This is a genomic window from Vibrio eleionomae, assembly GCF_009874545.1.
Taxonomy (GTDB): Bacteria; Pseudomonadota; Gammaproteobacteria; order Enterobacterales; family Vibrionaceae; genus Vibrio; species Vibrio nitrifigilis.
On sequence record NZ_WEKT01000055.1, the window covers coordinates 13,709 to 34,183 of the forward strand.

General features: G+C 43.7%; 14 protein-coding genes. 6 read left to right on the forward strand and 8 right to left on the reverse strand.

Annotation, left to right across the window (positions count from 1 at the left end; translation table 11 throughout):
• Positions 1-55: 55 nt before the first annotated feature.
• The 3 genes from F9817_RS19780 to F9817_RS19790 all read right to left on the reverse strand — a co-directional run bounded on the left by F9817_RS19780 (position 56) and on the right by F9817_RS19790 (position 5,464).
• On the reverse strand, positions 56-2,866 hold the full coding sequence (locus F9817_RS19780) for an Hsp70 family protein (protein WP_161157898.1): 2,811 nt from the start codon (positions 2,864-2,866) through the stop codon (positions 56-58).
• Between the two features lie 82 nt (positions 2,867-2,948).
• Positions 2,949-4,832, reverse strand: coding sequence for an Hsp70 family protein (locus F9817_RS19785; RefSeq protein WP_161157899.1), 1,884 nt, complete (start codon positions 4,830-4,832; stop codon positions 2,949-2,951).
• Positions 4,832-5,464: a DUF2760 domain-containing protein gene (locus tag F9817_RS19790; RefSeq protein WP_161157900.1), complete on the reverse strand. Its 633-nt coding sequence runs from the start codon at positions 5,462-5,464 to the stop codon at positions 4,832-4,834. The genes F9817_RS19785 and F9817_RS19790 overlap by 1 nt, the downstream gene beginning before the upstream one ends.
• 321 nt (positions 5,465-5,785) lie before the next feature.
• Here F9817_RS19790 and F9817_RS19795 point away from each other — a divergent pair, with 321 nt between their 5' ends.
• Positions 5,786-6,316 (forward strand): 3'-5' exonuclease, encoded by a 531-nt coding sequence (locus F9817_RS19795; RefSeq protein WP_161157901.1) that lies wholly within the window; start codon positions 5,786-5,788, stop codon positions 6,314-6,316.
• A 187-nt stretch (positions 6,317-6,503) separates the two neighbouring features.
• Here F9817_RS19795 and F9817_RS19800 read toward each other — a convergent pair whose 3' ends face one another.
• From F9817_RS19800 to F9817_RS19815, 4 genes are all read right to left on the reverse strand, one after another.
• Complete coding sequence (locus F9817_RS19800; protein WP_161157902.1) at positions 6,504-6,956, reverse strand: tellurite resistance TerB family protein; 453 nt, start codon at positions 6,954-6,956, stop codon at positions 6,504-6,506.
• A gap of 130 nt (positions 6,957-7,086) precedes the next feature.
• A complete protein-coding gene (locus tag F9817_RS19805; RefSeq protein ID WP_161157903.1) occupies positions 7,087-9,024 on the reverse strand; it encodes a metallophosphoesterase family protein in 1,938 nt (645 codons plus the stop codon).
• Positions 9,025-9,033: 9 nt separating this feature from the next.
• Positions 9,034-9,402 carry a VC1380 family protein gene (locus tag F9817_RS19810; RefSeq protein WP_161157904.1) on the reverse strand — a complete coding sequence of 123 codons (369 nt, stop codon included), beginning with the start codon at positions 9,400-9,402 and terminating at the stop codon, positions 9,034-9,036.
• Between the two features lie 211 nt (positions 9,403-9,613).
• Positions 9,614-10,207: an FMN-dependent NADH-azoreductase gene (locus tag F9817_RS19815; RefSeq protein ID WP_161157905.1), complete on the reverse strand. Its 594-nt coding sequence runs from the start codon at positions 10,205-10,207 to the stop codon at positions 9,614-9,616.
• Positions 10,208-10,515: 308 nt separating this feature from the next.
• On the opposite strand from F9817_RS19815, the gene hrpA reads away from it, so the two are divergent.
• Both hrpA and F9817_RS19825 read left to right on the forward strand, forming a co-directional pair.
• On the forward strand, positions 10,516-14,451 hold the full coding sequence (gene hrpA, locus F9817_RS19820; RefSeq protein ID WP_161157906.1) for an ATP-dependent RNA helicase HrpA: 3,936 nt from the start codon (positions 10,516-10,518) through the stop codon (positions 14,449-14,451).
• A gap of 105 nt (positions 14,452-14,556) precedes the next feature.
• Positions 14,557-15,033, forward strand: a complete 477-nt coding sequence (locus F9817_RS19825) for an outer membrane beta-barrel protein (RefSeq protein ID WP_161157907.1) — start codon at positions 14,557-14,559, stop codon at positions 15,031-15,033.
• Positions 15,034-15,137: 104 nt separating this feature from the next.
• Here F9817_RS19825 and F9817_RS19830 read toward each other — a convergent pair whose 3' ends face one another.
• Positions 15,138-16,619 (reverse strand): carboxypeptidase M32, encoded by a 1,482-nt coding sequence (locus F9817_RS19830; RefSeq protein WP_161157908.1) that lies wholly within the window; start codon positions 16,617-16,619, stop codon positions 15,138-15,140.
• Between the two features lie 498 nt (positions 16,620-17,117).
• Here F9817_RS19830 and F9817_RS19835 point away from each other — a divergent pair, with 498 nt between their 5' ends.
• The 3 genes from F9817_RS19835 (at position 17,118) to F9817_RS19845 (ending at position 20,405) form a co-directional block, all read left to right on the forward strand.
• Entirely contained in the window at positions 17,118-17,636 is a 519-nt protein-coding gene (locus F9817_RS19835) for an Hcp family type VI secretion system effector (RefSeq protein ID WP_161157909.1), read from the forward strand.
• Positions 17,637-17,773: 137 nt separating this feature from the next.
• Positions 17,774-19,876, forward strand: coding sequence for a type VI secretion system Vgr family protein (locus F9817_RS19840; RefSeq protein ID WP_161157910.1), 2,103 nt, complete (start codon positions 17,774-17,776; stop codon positions 19,874-19,876).
• Positions 19,869-20,405: a DUF4123 domain-containing protein gene (locus F9817_RS19845; RefSeq protein WP_161157911.1), complete on the forward strand. Its 537-nt coding sequence runs from the start codon at positions 19,869-19,871 to the stop codon at positions 20,403-20,405. The genes F9817_RS19840 and F9817_RS19845 overlap by 8 nt, the downstream gene beginning before the upstream one ends.
• The last annotated feature ends 70 nt before the right edge of the window (positions 20,406-20,475 follow it).

The window sequence follows — 20,475 nt, forward strand, 5'->3', positions numbered from 1 at the left end:
AAAAAAGCCAAGTTTAGACTTGGCTTTTGGGTAAGATTGGTAGTGCGATATACGATTACTGCAGGAGAATTAATCCACTGGGTAAAGCATCACCATAAGCACGTTTCGACTCACTTTCACTCAGTTCTTTGACCTCGCTGACTAAACTATGCCACGATTCAGGCACTTTACTGTGCGTGAGTTTTTCTAACACTGAATCACGCAGGTCGTCGCGAATATCCAGTGTGCGATCGCCCGTTTTACGGCACATCATCACGGTAGCAAAGGCGATCATCTGTTCTTCATTCCAATCTTGTTCGAGTAGCTTAGGTAGCCACTGCTCGATTTGTTCTCGGGGAATAACATTATGAGCACTGCCATACAGGGGTACACGAGAGCCTAATCGGCCTAGTGCCCACCAATGTGCAGATTGAAACTCCGTTTGATTAAGCGCTTTTTTCATAAACCAAGTGGCAAGCAATACTTTATCATCGATTTCTAAATGCTCTAGTGATGCCGCAAGTCGTACCATAGCTTCGTAGCTTTTGTCTTGGGCATCTTTCCCTGTTTTCGCGTTACGAGCGGCGCCAGGATGAAGATATTTAGCAATATCAGCCAATAGGGTTTCTTGCTGTTCTTGATCTAAGCCTCCAGCAATACGTCGCCAGAATGTCCACCAATCACTCCACGATGCATGGCTTGGAAACTGTAGGCCTTGCTGATAAATCGGCCATATCTGTTCAAGGCGCCAACTGTCGGTTGGGGCACCAAACCCTGGACGTAAGGTATAGCCTGCTAATCTAAACCAATGTTTTTCATGTTGTTCCGAGCGACGTCGACGCTTACGCCCCAGTGCAAAGGTATCAAACAGATGTCGTAGCGTTGTAAAATCCCACGTCTCACGTTTTCCTAATGTTTTCTCTAACGTTTTATTAAGCGTCTTAATTTCTTTAGGGTCGGCGCTCGTTTTGTTACCACTATATAAGCGGCTGATTAACTCTTGGGCGTGTCGTACTTGGTTAGATATTTCTTGTTGGTCGAGCGATAAACTGTCGCTGTGTTGACCACGAACTTCAAATTCGAGCGACCATCGTTGATTGTCATCTTCTGTACTGACACATTCCATTTTTAAGGTGCCCACTTCTGTTAGCTGACATGCTAACTGTACTTCAACACGCTGTTTTTGGTTGGCTTGTAACTCTGAGTTATCGTCGCCAGCTAACGTAGTGATATATGGAGGCAGAGGCTGAAATTTATCGGCATCGACGGGCGTTAAAAGACCATTTTGTACTTTAGTGCCTGGTTGAATTTCATCATGGGTTGACGTCAGTAGGTTAAAACGTACTGGTTCGCCTAAAGTGAGTGAAAAACGTCGACTGGTTAAACGAATTTCATGACTTTCTTCGGTTCCTTTCGCTAGCAAACACAACGCCTTGGAGCGCTGCTTCTTCTCTGGAAGGTGAAGAAAATAAGAACGAGCTGCACCACCACCTATTTTGAGCTGTGCACCGCGCCTAGCTTTGCCATATGCCACAGCCCCTAGGGCTACAGACCAATCCGGATGAGGGTTGTCTAATACATTGACCGCTTCGCCACGCCAGTGACTCAATAGCTCAGTTAAACGTGAGCGGATTAAATCACTATTGAATACACCGCCATTAAACAGTAATCCAACAGGTACTGCAGGTCTGGTATCGTCGCTATGCAGCGCTTGGCGTGATACCGCTTGGTGTTGATGAATAAACTCGGCAATATGTTTACTGACGGCAGGATCGGCAACATAGGGCAATCCAAATTCAACCATCGCACTGCGGCGTTTGTCTGGTACGTCGTCAAGTTGGCTGATCGGGAAAAACCCTTCGAGAGCGATTTGATGAACTTCCTGTTTAGATAACTCGACACTTTTGGTGCCACCAAGGAGTTTTGAACCACTGCCAAGCAGGGTGATTTTAACCTGCTCAGGTGCATCAGATGACAAAAGTTGCTCTTTGGCTTTACGGGTTTGCTGAATCAGTTTAGTTAGCGACGCAGCGTTAAGCTTTTTGTTTTGCTGAAAGCGTTGTTCGGATAGGTGGGCTAATGCTAAATCCAAATTATCCCCACCCAGCATAAGGTGGTCGCCAACGCCAATACGGTCAAGGCTTAACGAATCGTTATTCATTTGTGCACTGATCAAGCTTAAATCTGTTGTCCCGCCACCTACATCACAAACTAAGATGAGGGGGACATGACTCAGCTCTTCTTGCGCACTGTCTAGATGGCGTGCATACCAGTCGTAACAGACGGCTTGTGGTTCTTCTAATAATAAAATATGAGCTAAGCCAGCCAGTTTAGCCGCTTCTAAGGTAAATTTACGAGCGGATTCGTCAAATGAGGCTGGCACGGTTACCACGACCTCTTGTTGCTCCAGTGGGTGGCTAGGGTGGCGATAATTCCACGCTTGGCGAATGTGATTTAAATAACTGGCGCTGGCAATAATGGGGGAGACTTTATCCACATCATTCGCTCCAGCCCAAGGTAATATAGGCTGTGTGCGGTCTACGCCCGTGTGTGATAACCAACTTTTGGCACTGGATACTTGGCGACCTTCGACTTTCGCACCGAGCTCACGGGCCCACTCACCAATAATTGCATTGTCTAAATCACCCTCCACGGATTGGTTGTGCCAGGGTAATGTGGTGTCGCTGGGAGAAAACTGATGGTGTGCTGGATGGTATCGAAAGGAGGGCAATAGTGGTTTACGTACCACTTCGCCTGGCCCGATTAATTGGTCGATAGGAAACAGTTCAACTTGCTGTTGCTGCAGGTTATCGGTCAACTCACAAAATGCAACTACCGTATTGGTTGTGCCTAAGTCAATGCCGACAAGAAATTGGGGAGTTGTCATAATGACCTCGTTAATTGGTGACACGAGTCGGTTGGTATACCCATAAAATAAACGGCGCCATAAAGGCGCCGAAGATCATTGATTAAACGTCTAGATCTGAGCCTGACTCAGCGACATCACGGACATCAAACTCGACATGCCAACGTTGTTGGTTGTCGACTGCGACAGCGTGAAGTTGAAGTGTACCTAGCTCTGTCACTCTTGATTGTAGAGTAACAGGGACCACTTCGCCTTCATGACGACCTTCTGAGACGGGGAGAGTGACTTGGATTTCGGGTAACTCTTCAAGCTTTTGTGGCGTCCAATAATCAAGGTGGGTACCGGCTTCATCATCTCGACGTACCGTGGAACCATAAAATTGGAAGTGAACCGGCTGACCGATAACAAGACCAAATTGCTGGCTCGGTACGTTAATTTCACTGCCTTCTTCCATGCCAAAGGGAGCGACACACAGCGCTTCCATTGGTGCTGGCATACCTGGGATGGCAGGCATTGCGCTTTCAATTCCCACGTAGTATGAAGAGGCGATCCCCCCACGAATACGTACACCGTCACCACGGCGAACCGAACCATAATAGGCCGCACCGCTCGCAACAGAAAGATCGAGGTCTGAGCCTTCAAGCATGATGGCATCTTCTTCAGACGCTTCAATTAACCAACTGTTAATTGTGGTCAGTAAGCGTTCCGCCAGAAGTGATGATTTCAGCACACCACCATTTAGGAGCACCTTATTAGGTTTAATAAAATCGGCTGGTGGGGTTGGCATACCTGGCATCGGGAAAGGCATGCTGTCCGCTTCACTTTGACCACCTTGCGCATTAGCCTGTTTTGTCAAGAATGCAGCGATGTGACGTGTGATACCAGCGTCTTGCGCATAAGGTAGACCCATCTGAGTCAGTGCGCCACGAGGTTTCTGAATTGGGCGATCATTAATGGTCACCAGAGGGAAGAAACCTTCAACAATGGTTTGTTCCACTTCTTCACGGGTCAATTCGGTTTTTAACGTACTACCAAGCAGTTTTGAGCCACGGCTTGGTACGACAATTGGCACAGATTGAGTGTCATTAACACTGAGTAACGTTTCTTTTGCATCGCGGCAGGCGTGAGACATGGCTTGAATTTGCCAAGGTTGCAACTCTTTACCTTGCTGCGCCAATTTCATTTTCAGGCGATACGCTAAGGCTAAATCCATGTTGTCGCCACCAAGTAGGATATGTTCGCCTACAGCAATTCGGTTAAGCGCTAAGTTACCATTTTCCTCGGTGACTTCGACCAATGATAAATCGCTGGTACCACCACCAATATCGATAACAAGAACGATGTCTCCGACATTAACCTGTGTACGCCAAGCATCTTGAGTGTGATCAATCCAGTGGTATAACGCTGCTTGAGGTTCTTCTAACAGCGTAATATTGGTTAAGCCAATATTACGCGCGGCTTCTGCGGTAAGATCACGCGCCGCTGGGTCAAAAGAAGCGGGAACCGTGATAGTGACATCTTGGGTATTCAATGGATACTGAGGATTTTGATGATTCCATGCCTGTTGCAAGTGATCAAGGTAGAGCTCGGTCGCGCGTAATGGCGATACTTTTTCTACTTCTTCAGGGCTACCTGCTGGCAAAAATGCTTGGCGACGGTTCACACCGCCATGGCATAGCCATGATTTTGCACTTGCCACTAAACGAATCGGTGTTTTTGCACCGAGGTTGCGTGCAATGGCACCAACTAGAGCGTTAGGTTCATCTGTCCATGGTAAGCGACGCGCGTTAGTCGCCATTTCATGTTCATGGGGTTGATATAAAAAAGAACCTAATTGTGAGCGGCTTTCGACCGTACCGGGCGCTGTCATTTGTGCGATAGGCATCACCTGTACTTGAGCGTCTTCTTCTTGAAGATTAAGGTACGAAAGAACGCAGTGTGTGGTGCCTAAATCGATACCGACGCTAAATGTCGCTTGTTGATCCATTACAACTCTACCTCTGCTGGTGCAACGATAGAGGCGTCATAATTTTCAGCTAATTTAGGTAGGTTTACCTCTGTTGCTTGCCAACCTTTGTGAATCAGTGTGCCAGTAAAAGGAGCTTGACCAGTTACGTTACCTGTTAGTCGTACAGATTGAGGATTAAAATCTTCATTTATTGTAACGCGAGTGTCTTCTTCTTCGTTGCGTACTGGCGCAAGCGTTAAGTATTCATCCAATACTTTTTTACCACCAGAGTGGATTACGCGTGCAGCGGCACCCACTTCTTCATCTGAAAATTGAGTCACATCTTCTTGTAAAAAGTCGATAAGACGAGCCTCTTGCTGGAACAGTGATAATAGTTGTAAAGCTGAATCAGTAGGAGCTGTCGCAAGTTTAGATTCAACTTCGACCACTTTCTCTACCACTTTTTCAACTTCGACGACTTTTTCTACTTCAACAATTTTTTCAACTGGTTTCTCAACTTCGACGATTTTCTCAACTGGCTTTTCAATGATCTTTTCGCTGACTTTGCCTTTTTTAGCGATCGCGTAGATAAATAGAGCAACAGTAGATGCAGCGAGTCCCGCATGCACCATATCGAAGGTGGTTGGAATCAAAGTTAAATCGAAGTTCATTTTGAATTCTCTACAGATTTAAGCTGCTAGCGTAAGCTCAACGTTTACGGTAACAGACAGATTATTCATGGGATAACTATGCGCTGATAGTAACATATTCCACTTATGACGCGCGGAGAAATTCACTCAAACCTGACGAATTGAGGTTGATAGCGTATCTTTTAGACATATCTGCGATCTTGGTTATGCTACTTTTTGGATAAATGGGCCACAAGTCCATCTAATTTGCGCGGATATTAGGTTAATTGAGCGTTGGATTGATAGAGCGTCTCAGGTAGAATCGTCCGTTTTTAGAATGTTATGAAAGGATTGGATTAACCGATGAACCATAACCGTGTCGTATGCTTCGATTTGGAAATGTGCTGTTGGAATGAAAACGGAGTAGGTAGCACCGGGGAAATCATTGAAGTTGGTCTAGCTGAGGTTGATCTCAGTGCTGGAGAAATTGTAAAACGAGCGCAATATTACGTAAAACCTGAACACGATGACATTTCACTGTTTTGTGTTGAGTTAACAGGAATTACACCACGTAAAATTGAAAAACAGGGGCGACCCTTAGCGCAAGTGATTCAATCTATGATAAAAAATTTCGGTGGTCCAAAGAAGATTTACGCTTCTTGGGGGCGGGATGACTTAATTCTTCTTAAAGAATGTGAAGCTAAAGGGATTGATGCGCCATTTAAAGAGTTCTTGAATTTAGCGACGTTGTATCGGATTCAACACCGATTAAAAGACAAGCGTATTGGCCACCGTGCTGCGCAAGAGTCTTTAGGTATCGACTGGGAAGGTCGTCAGCATAGTGGGTATGTTGATGCTTATAATTTGGCTAAGCTTGCTTTGGCGATTCTTTAATACCGCATTATATTGTCACAAAACTGTCTAATCAGGGTCATGAAAAAGACACATTCACTTTGTATCGTATGCATACTCGTCCGAGTGACAATATAATAACGATCCCATTTACTGGTTTATGGAAAGCTCACTGATCATGCGCTTTCCTTTTTTTTTGCCTTAAGTTCTAGCTCTAAGAAAAATCGCGCTATTTCTTGCCTTTCTCTGTCACTAATAACTTCGCACGAATAAATTCACCGTGATCAACATAAAGCAGTTCTGCTGCTTTACGAATGACGGCGTCTTCAAGCGGGTCTATCTCACCATCGGCGTGAGCAACTTCCCACATGGCTTTGATTAAATCAAAACGGGCTTCTTGAGACAATTCGCGCAATTGAGTCGTAAATTCATACAGAGAGGCGGATTGTTTAATCTGTTCATCGGCTTGAGTGATCAGTGCTTGAGCGTCACTGTCGCTAACATTAAGCAGCTTCTTGAGCAGTTCCAACTTAGCGTCGTGCTCTTGTTGATTGATATCGTGATCGGCCCCCGCCACTTCAGCCAGCAAACAGGCAATAGCAAAATTGGGGTTTTGGCTTTGTTGGCTAAGATCGGTTCCCTCAAGTAATTGTTTAAAGAGAGAATGTAACGAGTTAAACATAAAGCGACACCTTGTTTTGTTTGTTGACTTGGTTGCAGCAGCTAATACTGCTTTCTATCTTTTTGAGTTGTTGCTTGTTAAGCATTATGTAAATGGTGATTATTTACAACTATATCAAGCCCGATGAACTTCATTTTGGTACAGTCGGGGCAAAGACCACTTCACGGCCCGAGCTAGTGATAATACCGACATATGAAGGTTTGCCCTCTTTATCTAATTTGAGTTCTCCGACTGCTGCAGAGTTCACTAAGTGGCGATATTTTTCTTGGTCAGGATGACGTTTACGAATTTTAAGCCGTTTACGTTTAGTGAACCAGTTTAATGGCGAACGTGGGCTATATAAAAGGGTATCGGCATAATCACAGAGGGTCAATAATGGTTCTGGGAATTGGTTCTTAAACCCACTACACGTGATTTGAAATATATTAGGGCTCGATTTACGCGAGCGCAGGTGGATGTCATACGCAAAAGAGTAGTGCACATCGCCAGATAAAATAACATAGTTCGTTGGTGTTTTACTGTGCGTAAAAATGCTTAACAAGGTATTGGCACTGCCGGGGTGAGCCATCCAGTTTTCTGCATCGACCATCAAGGGTTTGCCAAACCAAGTCATGATACGTTGCAGCGTTTCAATGAACTTAACGCCGAATATAGGCGCGGCAGACACAATCAATACTTTCTCTTGATGGAGAATATTTTGCTGTAGTTCCATTAATGCCTCCCAATCCATCAAACCGGAGGGGCGGTTTAAATTGGATTCTGAGCGCCACCGTTGAGTTCGAGTATCTAACACAATCATCTTTGGCGAAGTATCTGTGGTGTAATGCCAATGCTCATAATCGTATAGGTTAGCAATGAACTGATCATGGTGCTCTTTTGTCGGCTGATGAGCGTATTGCTTAACTGTAGCGAAAAATTCATTATCGAACTGCTCAGGGCAATTTCCCCAACCTTGAAAGAACCAATACCCCATCAAAGCATTACCAATGATACGTTTCGCCAGCGGTTGATGCATCGCGGCATATTCCCAACCTGCTGTTAGGTTCCAATCGTCGGTGACATCATGATCATCAAAAATCATATATGTGGGTAGATGAGCGAGCATGCGTTGAATATCGTGAAGACCACGATAAAACTGATTAAGGGCAGACCACTCTGTTTGCCATTCTTGTTGAGTGGCCGAAGGTAAACTCTCAAAAATGGTACGATAATGTTGGCTCTCTAATAGTGATAGGTTATCCCATAACGTAGGGGACCACACTAAGAGATACATAGCGGCAAACTCGGCAAAACTTATCAGGTGATTATCACTGTCGGTCGAGGTGAAAATTGCCCGATTTTTGCCCCCTTTTAAAGGTGTGTTTTGGGCATCAAACGTTGGTAATAAGTTTTTGCGCCCATAATAACTGCTTGGATGTTGGTAGAGCGCTTTACTGTCAGTAAAGTCGGCCTTATCAAACGTTTCATCATATAACCCCAACTCGGAAATGACGCGGTGAATAGCCGCGAGCATGGGGCCTGCAACATGATCAGCGTATATTTGATCGCCACTCATCATGAAAAGGTCGGGGCGTTCGTGTGGTAACTGCTGAGCGACTTTTTTACTCACTGTATGCAGCGCATCTTTACAAGGATCATGCGGGTTGCGACACGAGCCATGCAAGATGTAATCAGCGCGGCCAGTAAAACGAAAATACGGTTTTGCTTCACCTTCATAACAGAGATGGGGATAGAGTTGACTTAACGGAGCATGTTGCGTGTTGATGTCATAATAGTAGTGGGTGTCAGGTGTTAACTGACTGGGCAAACGCAGTAGATAAATCCATGCCTTAGACCCAATTTGAAAACGGTTCGGGTAAGCCGTTTCGACGGTTTCCTCGATAGAAGCAGAGAAAAATGGGGTTTGTTGCTGCGACTGTTCATCACTACTGCTCCTGCTAAACAGTTCAACGTTACCTTGTAAAGGTTCGGAAGTGGCAAGCCAAATCACCACTTCATCGGATGAACATTTTCTAATAATAGGGCCAGCGAGTAGCAGAGGAAGCGATGGGGAATGGTCTTGAGGCAATCGAAACTCCTATTCTGCCGGGGTTCCTTCTTCAAAAATGATGGAACCCAACATTTCAATAAATTCAGCACTGGTACGCTCATGAGCAACCAAAAGCAGAGCTAATAATGCCTCAGTTTTTGCCTTTTGTCCGCTGTCTTCTTGTAAGATTCGTGCAATTTGTTGTCTGATAAGTTCGACTTCATGTTCAACAAACCCCCGACCTTCTTCTTCACCTTGTTCTTCTTCTGGCGCATTGTCGAAATCTAAAAAGAGGAAATCATCATGGCTATAAGCATTGACGAGTTGTTCAGGCAACCAGATATCGCCAGTAACTAACTCGGGGTCATTACCGTCAGGAAGAGTGTGTAATAGTGCTTTAAGTTCAGACGCTTTCACAGTATCGAATCACTTAGTGAGTAAAGAAAAAGTATTGTAATAGAAAGTGTATCGGTTTGTCTCATATAAACATAAGCACGCAATAACTGTTTGAGCAAACTTTGCGGCGGTTTTTCGACAAAATAGGTAGGACAGCGTTCGCTGATGGGAAGAAGTAATAAAGGCCATCACGATGATGACCTTTGACTAACGGTGGTTGACCGATATTGCCTTATAGGCTGATAGCGCTTAGTTCAGCTTTTGCTGTTTCTAGGCCTTTTGCTAGGTTTTCGTCGCCCATGTTGAGTGCTTCAGCGTAAGCAAATTCCACATCAGTGATACCAATGAAACCTAGAATAGTTTTTAGGTAAGCGGTTGCGATGTCTTGCGGTGCATCTTTATGAATGCCGCCACGAGTTGTGATAACGACCGCTTTCTTACCTTTGATCAGACCTTCTGGGCCATTTTCAGAGTATTGGAAAGTCACGCCAGCGCGAGCGATTAAATCAAACCAGTTTTTAAGCTGAGTTGGTACGGTGAAGTTATACATTGGTGCTGCGATCACAAGTGTGTCTGCTGCTTTCAATTCTTCGATTAGCGTATCAGATAAAGCAACGACTTCTTTTTGTTCTGCTGTTTGATCTGCGTTACCGGCAGAACCAAGTGCGTTCACAACTGAAAAATCCAAAACAGGAAGTGGATTTGCAGCTAGGTCACGTAGAGTGGTTTGCTCTTTATCAAATTGAGCAAGGTACTCGTCTAGAAGTTTGCTTGATTGAGAATATTCACCAAGAATGCTTGATTTAAGTGCTAATACACGAGACATAGTGTGTTTCCTTATCCGTTTCATTATTGTGTCGTTGATGGTGTCATCATATCGTTGCGTTAGAAGCATCTTAAGTAGGTAAACTTGCTTAACATGTTCAAATTTTTCGAATATAGACTCTATGATTATCCGCAACTTACTGTTTATTAACAAGCTTAATTCTGTTTAATTAATGCATTTATCATTCGATTGAGTGATATTACATTGCAATATGGCACGTTTGATTTTGTGACAACGGGTTTAGCACTTGCAACTCTGTGTTACAATCCGCGCAGATTTTTGTTTCAACAGAATAAATAGGAAGCGCTTTGACTCATTCTCAAGTCAACTCAGACAAGCCTGCACATGCGCAGGCCAATAGTGCAAAGTCCCTTAAACAAGCACTTAATCAATGTTTGATTAAAGATCGTTTTCGTCTCAGCAAACGCATAAACGGCGCAAGTAAAATTAAAAATAACGAAGCGCGTAGTGCCGTATTTGATGAAATCGCTCTCGATATCGCCAAATCAATGATGGTGGTTCAGCAGCGTCAGCAAAGAACTGTGACGTTGGAATATCCTGAATTGCTGCCAGTCAGTCAAAAGAAAGATGACATCGCAGAAGCGATTGAGAATAACCAAGTCGTGATCATTGCGGGTGAAACCGGCTCAGGTAAAACGACGCAAATTCCTAAGATTTGTGCCGAACTCGGCCGTGGTCAATTTGGTTTAATTGGTCACACTCAGCCTCGTCGTCTGGCAGCACGCTCTGTTGCCAATCGTATTGCAGAAGAGATGCAAACCCAAATGGGAGATGTTGTTGGTTATAAAGTGCGTTTTAGCGATCAAGTGTCTGATCAAACGCAAATTAAACTGATGACCGATGGTATTTTGTTGGCGGAGATTCAAAATGATCGTTTTTTGAATCAGTACGACACCATCATTATCGATGAAGCCCATGAGCGCTCGTTGAACATCGATTTTATTTTGGGCTATCTAAAACAGTTATTACCACGTCGCCCTGATTTAAAAGTCATCATTACTTCAGCCACCATTGATCCCGAACGATTCTCAGAGCATTTTTATGATGCCCCTATCATTGAAGTCTCTGGCCGAACTTATCCTGTAGAAACCCGTTATCGCCCATTAGGTGGTGAAGAAGAGAGTGAAAGTGACCACGATCAGTTAGAGGGCATCAAGCAAGCGGTAGAAGAACTGTGCGATGAAGGTTTGGGTGATATTTTGGTGTTTATGAGTGGTGAGCGTGAAATTCGTGATACTGCTGATGCGCTAGGTAAAATGAAACTGCGTGATACCGAAATAGTGCCATTGTATGCGCGTTTGTCTGCCGGCGAACAAAATAAGATATTTCAGCCGCATGCAGGACGCCGCATTGTGCTTTCAACCAACGTGGCCGAAACATCGTTAACGGTTCCGGGTATTAAGTATGTGATTGACCCAGGTACCGCGCGTATTAGTCGTTACAGTTATCGCACGAAAGTGCAGCGCTTACCGATCGAACGTATTTCTCAAGCCAGTGCCAACCAGCGTAAAGGCCGTTGTGGTCGTGTTGAAGAGGGGATCTGTATCCGCCTTTATTCAGAAGAGGATTTCAATGCCCGCCCTGAATTTACTGACCCAGAAATTTTACGTACCAACTTAGCCTCGGTTATCTTACAGATGACGGCATTGGGCTTAGGTGATATCGAAGCGTTTCCGTTCGTTGAAGCGCCAGATAAACGCAACATCCAAGATGGTGTTCGATTGCTTGATGAGCTTGGTGCGATCAGTGAAAAGACCAAAGGCGACAAGAAGGTAAAAGTATTGACGACAATGGGGCGTCAATTAGCCAATTTACCGATTGATCCGCGTTTAGCGCGTATGGTTCTCGAAGCACCTAAAATGGGCTGTTTGAAAGAAATCATGATTATTGCATCGGCGTTATCGATTCAAGATCCGCGTGAACGCCCAAGTGATAAAAAGCAATCGTCTGACGATAAGCATCGCCGTTTCTTCCATGAAGACTCCGATTTCTTAACTTTTGTTAACTTGTGGGACTACCTGCAGAAGAAACAAAAAGAACTGAGTAACAACCAGTTCCGTCGCCATGTAAAAGAAGAATACATGAACTATCTGCGTATTCGTGAGTGGCAAGATGTGTATACCCAATTGCATCAAGCAATGCGTGACATGGGCGGCAAACTCAATACTGAGCCGGGCAGTTATCAAGGTGTTCACACTGCGATTTTAACGGGTTTACTTTCACATATAGGCCTTAAAGATCAAGAGAAAAACGAGTATCAAGGCGCGCGCAATGCTCGTTATCATATTTTCCCTGCTTCAGGACTCTTTAAGAAACAGCCTAAATGGGTGATGTCAGCAGAGCTGGTTGAAACATCGAAACTCTGGGCTCGTGTGGTGGCTAAAATTCAACCTGAATGGGTAGAGCCGCTCGCAAAACATCTGATTAAACGTAGTTACAGTGAGCCGCATTGGTCGAAAAAACGTGCGGCGGTTATGGCTCATGAAAAAGTGATGCTATTTGGTATTCCAATCGTGGCCAAACGCCTAGTGAATTACGGCAATATTGATTCAGCCGTCAGCCGTGAAATCTTTATCCGCAGTGCGCTGGTGGAAGGTGAATGGGAAACGAAACACGCTTTCTTTAAACAAAACCGCGCATTGCTGCATGAAGTGGAAGAGCTTGAACATAAATCTCGTCGGCGCGATATTTTGGTCGACGATGAAGAACTGTTCCAGTTCTACGATCAACGAATCGGTACTGATGTAGTTTCGGGGCGTCACTTTGATACATGGTGGAAAAAAGTTTCCAAAGACACACCGGAACTTCTTAACTTTGAAAAAGAGATGCTGGTTAAAGGGGATGCTAGTCATGTTACTGAGCTTGATTACCCGAATTTCTGGTATCAAGACGGACTCAAACTTAAGCTCAGCTACCAATTTGAGCCGGGAGAAGATAGTGACGGTGTCACAGTTCATATTCCATTACCTATCTTAAACCAGGTTGAGCCTCAAGGATTTGATTGGCAAATTCCAGGGTTACGTCATGAGTTGGTGGTGAGTTTGATTAAATCGCTACCAAAGACGCTACGCAAAAACTTTGTTCCAGCGCCTAACTACGCCGATGCGTTTCTCGCTCGTGTCAAACCGATGGAATTACCGCTGCTCGATGCGCTAGAAAAAGAATTGCGCCGCATGACTGGTGTCGAAGTATTACGCGAAGATTGGAAATGGGACCAGATACCAGATCACTTGAAAGTGACGTTTCGTGCAGTCGACCATCGCAATCGTAAGCTTAAAGAAAACAAAGATTTATTTGAGCTAAAAGAGAGCCTAAAAGAGAAGGTGCAAGAAACCTTATCAAAAGTCGCAGACGATGATATCGAGCAAAAAGATCTTCACACTTGGTCATTTGGTGAGTTGCCGCGTGTTTACCAGCAAAAACGTGGGGGCTTTGATGTTAAAGCTTACCCAGCGCTGGTAGATAACAAAGACAGTGTCGAAATTAAACTATTCGAAACCGAACAAGAACAGCACAGTGCGATGCAGCAAGGTCAGCGCCGTTTAGTGTTACTTAATGTTCCATCACCAATCAAATATTTACATGCGAATTTGCCAAACAAATCAAAGCTTGGACTGTATTTTAATCCCTACGGTAAAGTTCTCGATTTGATTGATGATTGTATTGCATGTGGGGTCGATAAACTGATTGAACAGCACGGTGGCATTGTTTGGGAGCCGGAACAGTTTGAAGCATTGAAGGAACAAATTCGTGGCGAACTCGGCGATACAGTCGTGGATATTGCGCAGCAGGTAGAAAGTATTTTGACGACAGCGTTTAATATCAATAAACGACTGAAAGGGAAGATCGATTTTTCTATGGCATTTGCGCTTTCAGACATCAAAGCACAAATCGAAGGTCTCATTTTTAAAGGCTTCGCTACGGAGTGTGGTTGGAAACGTCTGCCGGATATCCTACGCTATATGAAAGCAATCGAGCGTCGTATGGAGAAATTACCGATCGATCCTAATAAAGATCGGTTGCACATGCTAAAAATAGAATCCGTGACTAACGATTATCAGGAACTCTTGAATAAGATACCTAAAGGCATGGTCGTACCGGAAAAAGTTAAAGAGATCCGCTGGATGATTGAAGAGTTGCGAGTGAGTTACTTTGCTCAGCAGCTTGGAACACCTTATCCAGTCTCAGATAAGCGAATTAAAAACGCGATTGATGAATGTTAGGTATGGGATTTGCATCTTCCTGATATATCACTATAATCTGGCGGGATATGTGGCAAAGGATGGCCGATTACAACCTTTGCCGCACTTAAATAGAGAAGGTTAATCATGAAAAAGACATTACTAGCATTGGCTCTGATCGGTGCATCTACTTCAGCATTTGCTGATTCATGGGTTTATGGCGGTGCTTCAGGAGGTACGGCTGATATCAATGGTGAATCAGGTACAGCATATAACGTGCATGTTGGTACAGGCCTTCTACCTCTTATTGGTGTCGAAGCGGGTTACAACAAATTTGAAGATTTCAGTAACTCTGGCGGTTTAACAATCGATGATACTTACGTGGCTGTAAAACCAAGTATTAACTTTGGCCCACTGCAAGTGTACGGCAAAGCGGGTCTTCATAAATGGGATTCGTCTTATTCTCACGATAACGGTGATGATGGCTACGACACTATGTATGGGGTTGGTGCTGACTACGAAGTCTTTGGTCCAATATCTGTGGGCGCGAACTTCATGAATTACATGGTTGATGGTGATAACGTAGAAACATACTCGCTAACAGTTTCAATCAACTTACTGTAAAGACAAGTATTTATATTTGTTTCAATAAAAAGGAGCCGTGTAAACGGCTCCTTTTTTATATCATCAACGTTAAAATCTAAATCGCTAATTCGCTCAAGTGAGATTTAAAGATAACGTGATTTGAGATGCTGTTTGAAGAACGCTGGATTTAACACTTCTCCAGTCGCTTGTGTAAGAATTTCATTGGTAGTGTACAAACTGCCTTTGCTCCAAACATGGTCATTAAGCCATGTGAAAATAGGAGAAAGATCGCCAGAATCCAAAACACTCTCTACATCAATCGTTTTGCGCATGGCTGCCATAAATTGAGCCGCATACATTGCACCCAGTGTATAACTTGGGAAATAGCCAAATGAACCATCGGTCCAATGAATATCTTGCATGCACCCTTTGCGGTAATTCCCTTTTGTCGATAAACCTAAGTAGCCTTGCATTTTTTCGTCCCATAATTCTGGAACATCGGCACAAGTGATATTGCCATTCATTAAATCACGCTCAATTTCGTAGCGCAAAATGACGTGTGCAGGGTAGGTTAACTCATCAGCATCAATGCGGATAAAGTCTTTCTTCACCCGAGTGTATATTTTTTGCAGGTTAGCTACGTCAAACAGACCCTCAGTACTATCGTCGAATCGGCCTTTAATGAGCTCGGCTAAATGGGCGATAAAATGTGGGTTGCGGCCCAATTGCATTTCAAAAAATAGGGATTGAGATTCATGCACCCCCATAGAACGGGCTTCGCCAGCACGAGTACCAGCCAATGCACGTGGCAAACCTTGTTCATAACGAGCATGCCCCGTTTCATGAACAATACCCATAATGGATTGAACAAATTCACTTTCATCGTAGCGCGTGGTAATGCGCACATCGGTAGGTACACCCCCACAAAATGGGTGAACACTTTCATCTAACCGGCCATGAGAAAAATCAAATTGCAGCAGCTTCATCACTTCTTTACCGAGTGCTTTTTGTGCTTGTGCCGGGTAGTGACCTTTTGGTTCAATCACAGGTCCTGACGCTTGCTTTTCTATGGCTTGAGCGATCATGTCAGGTAGCCAAGATTTTACATCGGTAAAGACTTTGTCTAGCGACTCACTGGTCGTGCCTGGTTCATATAAATTGAGCATTGCATCATAAGGCGTTGTGCCTGCCACTTCTGCTCGAATTTGTGCCTCTTGCTGAGACAATGTGACCACTTCTTGCCAGTTTGCAATAAATCCTTGCCAATCGTTTTGAGTGCGCTGTTCACGCCATGCATGTTCACATTTTGACCCAGCGAGTGATTTGGCTTCCACAAATTCGTTAGGTAGGACGGTCGCTTGTTGCCATTGCTGCTTCATTTCTCTGAGAATAGCACTCTGAGTTTGGTCGAGATTTTCTTGCGCTGCGGATTCGAACCATTCCTCTAGTTGAGGTTGGGTTCTCATTTGATGGATGTGAACAGAGAGCTCAGCCATCGCTGCGCCGCGAGCTTCGGCGCCACCGGAGGGCATGATAGAAGATTGGTCCCAGCTAGAAATGGCGTATAAGTGCTCAAAATTGGCGACTTTCTTTGAATGCTTAACTAGTTTTTCGAATGCGCTCATAGAATAGACCTACATGATAAAAGAATAAGTTTTGATAATAGCAAACAGGCGCAAATTATCATCTCATTTCTCTTGTGGTTAGGTAGGGTAAAACGCGCATTATCATAGGGTTGGTCGTTATATCCGATGCCAAGTAAATTCTGTCACTCGCTATCAACATAACTCTGACAGTTGGTTGTGAATGAGGTGACATACTAAATAGTGCTGAGTAGGGCGAAGAACCTTGCCTATACGAGCAAAAACTTGCTCAGTCTTAGGCAGATTATTGCTTAAATAAGTGATAGATAATTATAACTATATGAATTTTATAGGTCAGAGACTTGGCATTGACCTTGCTCTTATCTATAGACCATCAACATGATGGAAAAAGTTCACAATGTGGTCATGAGTATGAATGAATCTGATACAAAGGCTTAATAAAAAATAGTATTAGAGGGGCATTGTGGAAAATATAAATAAAAACAACCCATTGGTTATTCAACGTTAGAAGGATTTGTTATGCCAACTCCATGTTATATCTCTATTGAAGGTCAAACCCAAGGTCTTATCACGGCCGGAGCTTGCACCGCAGATTCAATTGGTGACTCTTATGTAGAAGGTCACGAAGATGAAATGCTGGTTCAGCAATTTGACCACAATGTGACCGTTCCGACCGATCCTCAATCAGGTCAGCCTGCAGGCCAACGAGCTCACAAGCCATTCAAATTCACTGTGTCTCTCAATAAAGCCGTTCCTTTGCTATACAACGCACTGGCTGCAGGTGAAAAAATGACATCGGTTACTTTAAAATGGTATCGCACTTCCATTGAAGGTAAGCAAGAAAACTTCTTCACCACGACACTAGAAAACGCATCTATCGTCGATATTCGTTGTGAAATGCCTCACTGCCAAGACCCAGCAAAATCGGATTTCACACAAAATCTGACTGTCTCAATGACATATCGCAAAATTACTTGGGATCACGTTAATGCAGGCACGTCCGGTGCTGATGACTGGCGCACACCAGTTGAAGCGTAATCTTAGCAAGTACACAACTATCGCCTGCTTATTGGCAGGCGATAACATAAACCTTAAGCACAGAACATCACATTAACAATGATGTGTTTTGTGCTTAAGGTTTTGACGTATATAAAAAGATCATAGGAAATGTCAGGATGGCGACGTTAAGTTATAAAATACAAATTGATGGCTTAGAAGAAGATACGTTTGTAGTTCGAGGATTTGATGGGCACGAATCCATCTCGGATAGTCAGTTTAAAGGCGAGCCCTGTTATGGCTTTCGCTATATGGTGCAATTGGCGAGTCGTCAATCAAATATCATTGCCGATCAAGTTGTCGACCGAGGCGCAGAATTAACTCTGTATCGTAATGGCGAGCTAGTGCAGCGAGTCAACGGTATTGTACGTAGTTTCAGTAACGGTGATATCGGTCATAATTTTAGCTTTTACGATTTAACACTAGTGCCATCGCTAGAGCGCCTCTCTTTACGTCACAATAGTCGTATTTTCCAACAGTTGACAGTTCCTGAAATTATTTCTGTATTGCTTCAAGAAATGAAAATCACCGCGTTTGCTTTTTCTGTCGCGAGAGACTGTGCAAAGCGTGAGTTTTGTGTGCAATATCGAGAAACCGATCTTGAATTTTTACATCGCATTGCCGCCGAAGAGGGCTTAGTTTACAGCTTCGAACATACAGAGGGTAAACATACCATTCTGTTCACTGATAAAACGGAAAGCTTTCCTTGGGTAAGCGAATCTGTTCCTTACAACGTGTTATCCGGTGGCGCTGTTGACACTCAATATGTGTCAAGTTTGGTCGCGAAGACTCAATCAGAAGTGTCCAGCGTTGAACAACGTGATTATAGTTTTAAAAAGCCAACTTATACCTTTGCGCAAAGCTCAGCGGCGACCGATGCGCAATATCAACAGTCGGATTACGAACACTATGATGCGCCAGGGCGCTATAAAGATGACGTGAGTGGTAAAGCGTTTAATGATATTCGATTAGCCTACTTACGCCGTGATGCTAAAACCCTGTCAGGGAAAAGCAATCATATGTCCCTGCGCGCTGGTTATCAGTTCAGTCTTGAAGAACATTTAAATGACGAGTTAAACACCGATTATCTTGTGGTTGGAGTGTCTCATCAAGGTGAGCAACCTCAAGCGTTAGAGGAAGAGGCGGGAAGCGGCGCAACCACTTACGCTAACCAGTTTAAGCTGATTCCTGCAACATCACTATGGGAAGCTGTGCCTCAGCCTAAACCTCAAGTGGACGGTCCGATGATAGCGATTGTCGTTGGCCCTGATGACGAGGAGATTTTCTGTGATGAGTATGGCCGGGTTAAATTGCATTTCCCATGGGATCGTTATTCTAACACTGATGAACTGAGTTCTTGTTGGGTACGCGTTGCGCAAGATTGGGCGGGTAGCCAATATGGTATGGTTGCTATCCCGCGTATTGGCCATGAAGTGATTGTTTCGTTCCTTAATGGCGATCCCGATCAGCCTATTGTCACTGGTGGTACTTATCACGAAACCAACACGCCTCCTTATGTATTACCGGATAACAAAACCAAAACGGTAATTCGAACGGAAACTCACCAAGGTGATGGTTATAACGAATTAAGTTTTGAAGACCAAGCTGAGCAAGAACAAATTTTCTTGCATGCCCAAAAAGATTATGAAGGCATTACTGAAAACGATCATAACCGTCAGATTCATAATAATAAGAATCTAACTGTAGATGCCAATCACTACACCCAAGTGAAAAAGAACGTCCATGAAACCATCAAGGGCGAAAAACGTGAAGCTGTCAATAAAAACCGCGCCTTTATCATCGACGGAAACTTACACGTCAAAACCGGTAAGGTTTGGGTGAACGACACCACGACAGAAGTGCACATCAAAGCAGGTCAAAAAGTCGTGATTGAATCCGGCTCAGAAATTACCGTTTCTGCTGGTGGCAGCTTCGTTAAAGTAGACCCATCTGGTGTGCACCTTTCTGGCGCTGGAATCAACCTCAACTCAGGCGGCAGCGCAGGAAGTGGTACGGCGATTAGTGCATTGGCGTCTTTATTACCTGGAGGGTTAGAGGCGCCATTGCCACCGGAAGAACTCATTATTGCGCCTACGGCTGCTTATATGACCTCTTTGTTGCCGGCTCTGGCAAAACTTGATTTACCTGTCGCAGAGTTATGTCAGAAGCAGCTTGATGGTACCTGCCCCAAATCTAATTGTGAGTGTGTGAATAATGGTTGAAGAGAGATTCGAAAATGACTTTTACTTAGTTTTAGATGTTCTTAGAGTGATTGATGCCAAAAAACTATGTGCACAACATGATATAGAGTATCAACTCCTCTACGTTAACACGATGTGGGAACAACAATTAGATAATAGTCCTATATGGCTAAAAGTAGAACCGTATGAAGTAATTTGGAATAAGTGGACTCAAGACCCTATATGGGCAAGTAGTGGAGTAGTCTTTGAGTTTACAAAAAATACAAGTCAAGATGAAATTGAATCAACGCTTAAACGTAATATAACAATTAAAACTGAAGGAGATCGTCTGCTCTTATTCAGGTTTTATTCACCTAAAACATTGCTGTTTATGTCAAACTATTTAGAATTAGAACAAATTAATGATTTATGTGGCAGATCAAAAAGAATTATAATATCGCCTTATTTTAAAGAATATAAATCGTTAATAAAATGTCAAAATAATGAAGTGAAAAATAATAATAGAAGATTAATAATCAGTGAACAGTTGGCTTTGGAGTTATTATCATGACAGAAAATTATAAAATAAAAAGTGGTGACACATTATCTGAGATTGCAGAATCATATAATACATCAGTTAG

Coding starts and splice junctions, on each gene's coding strand:
- F9817_RS19830 (WP_161157908.1), bottom strand. CDS start 16,619: ATGAGCGCATTCGAAAAACTAGTTAAGCATTCAAAGAAAGTCGCCAAT.
- F9817_RS19785 (WP_161157899.1), bottom strand. CDS start 4,832: ATGGATCAACAAGCGACATTTAGCGTCGGTATCGATTTAGGCACCACA.
- F9817_RS19825 (WP_161157907.1), top strand. CDS start 14,557: ATGAAAAAGACATTACTAGCATTGGCTCTGATCGGTGCATCTACTTCA.
- F9817_RS19845 (WP_161157911.1), top strand. CDS start 19,869: ATGGTTGAAGAGAGATTCGAAAATGACTTTTACTTAGTTTTAGATGTT.
- F9817_RS19815 (WP_161157905.1), bottom strand. CDS start 10,207: ATGTCTCGTGTATTAGCACTTAAATCAAGCATTCTTGGTGAATATTCT.
- F9817_RS19780 (WP_161157898.1), bottom strand. CDS start 2,866: ATGACAACTCCCCAATTTCTTGTCGGCATTGACTTAGGCACAACCAAT.
- F9817_RS19790 (WP_161157900.1), bottom strand. CDS start 5,464: ATGAACTTCGATTTAACTTTGATTCCAACCACCTTCGATATGGTGCAT.
- F9817_RS19835 (WP_161157909.1), top strand. CDS start 17,118: ATGCCAACTCCATGTTATATCTCTATTGAAGGTCAAACCCAAGGTCTT.
- F9817_RS19800 (WP_161157902.1), bottom strand. CDS start 6,956: ATGTTTAACTCGTTACATTCTCTCTTTAAACAATTACTTGAGGGAACC.
- F9817_RS19840 (WP_161157910.1), top strand. CDS start 17,774: ATGGCGACGTTAAGTTATAAAATACAAATTGATGGCTTAGAAGAAGAT.
- F9817_RS19795 (WP_161157901.1), top strand. CDS start 5,786: ATGAACCATAACCGTGTCGTATGCTTCGATTTGGAAATGTGCTGTTGG.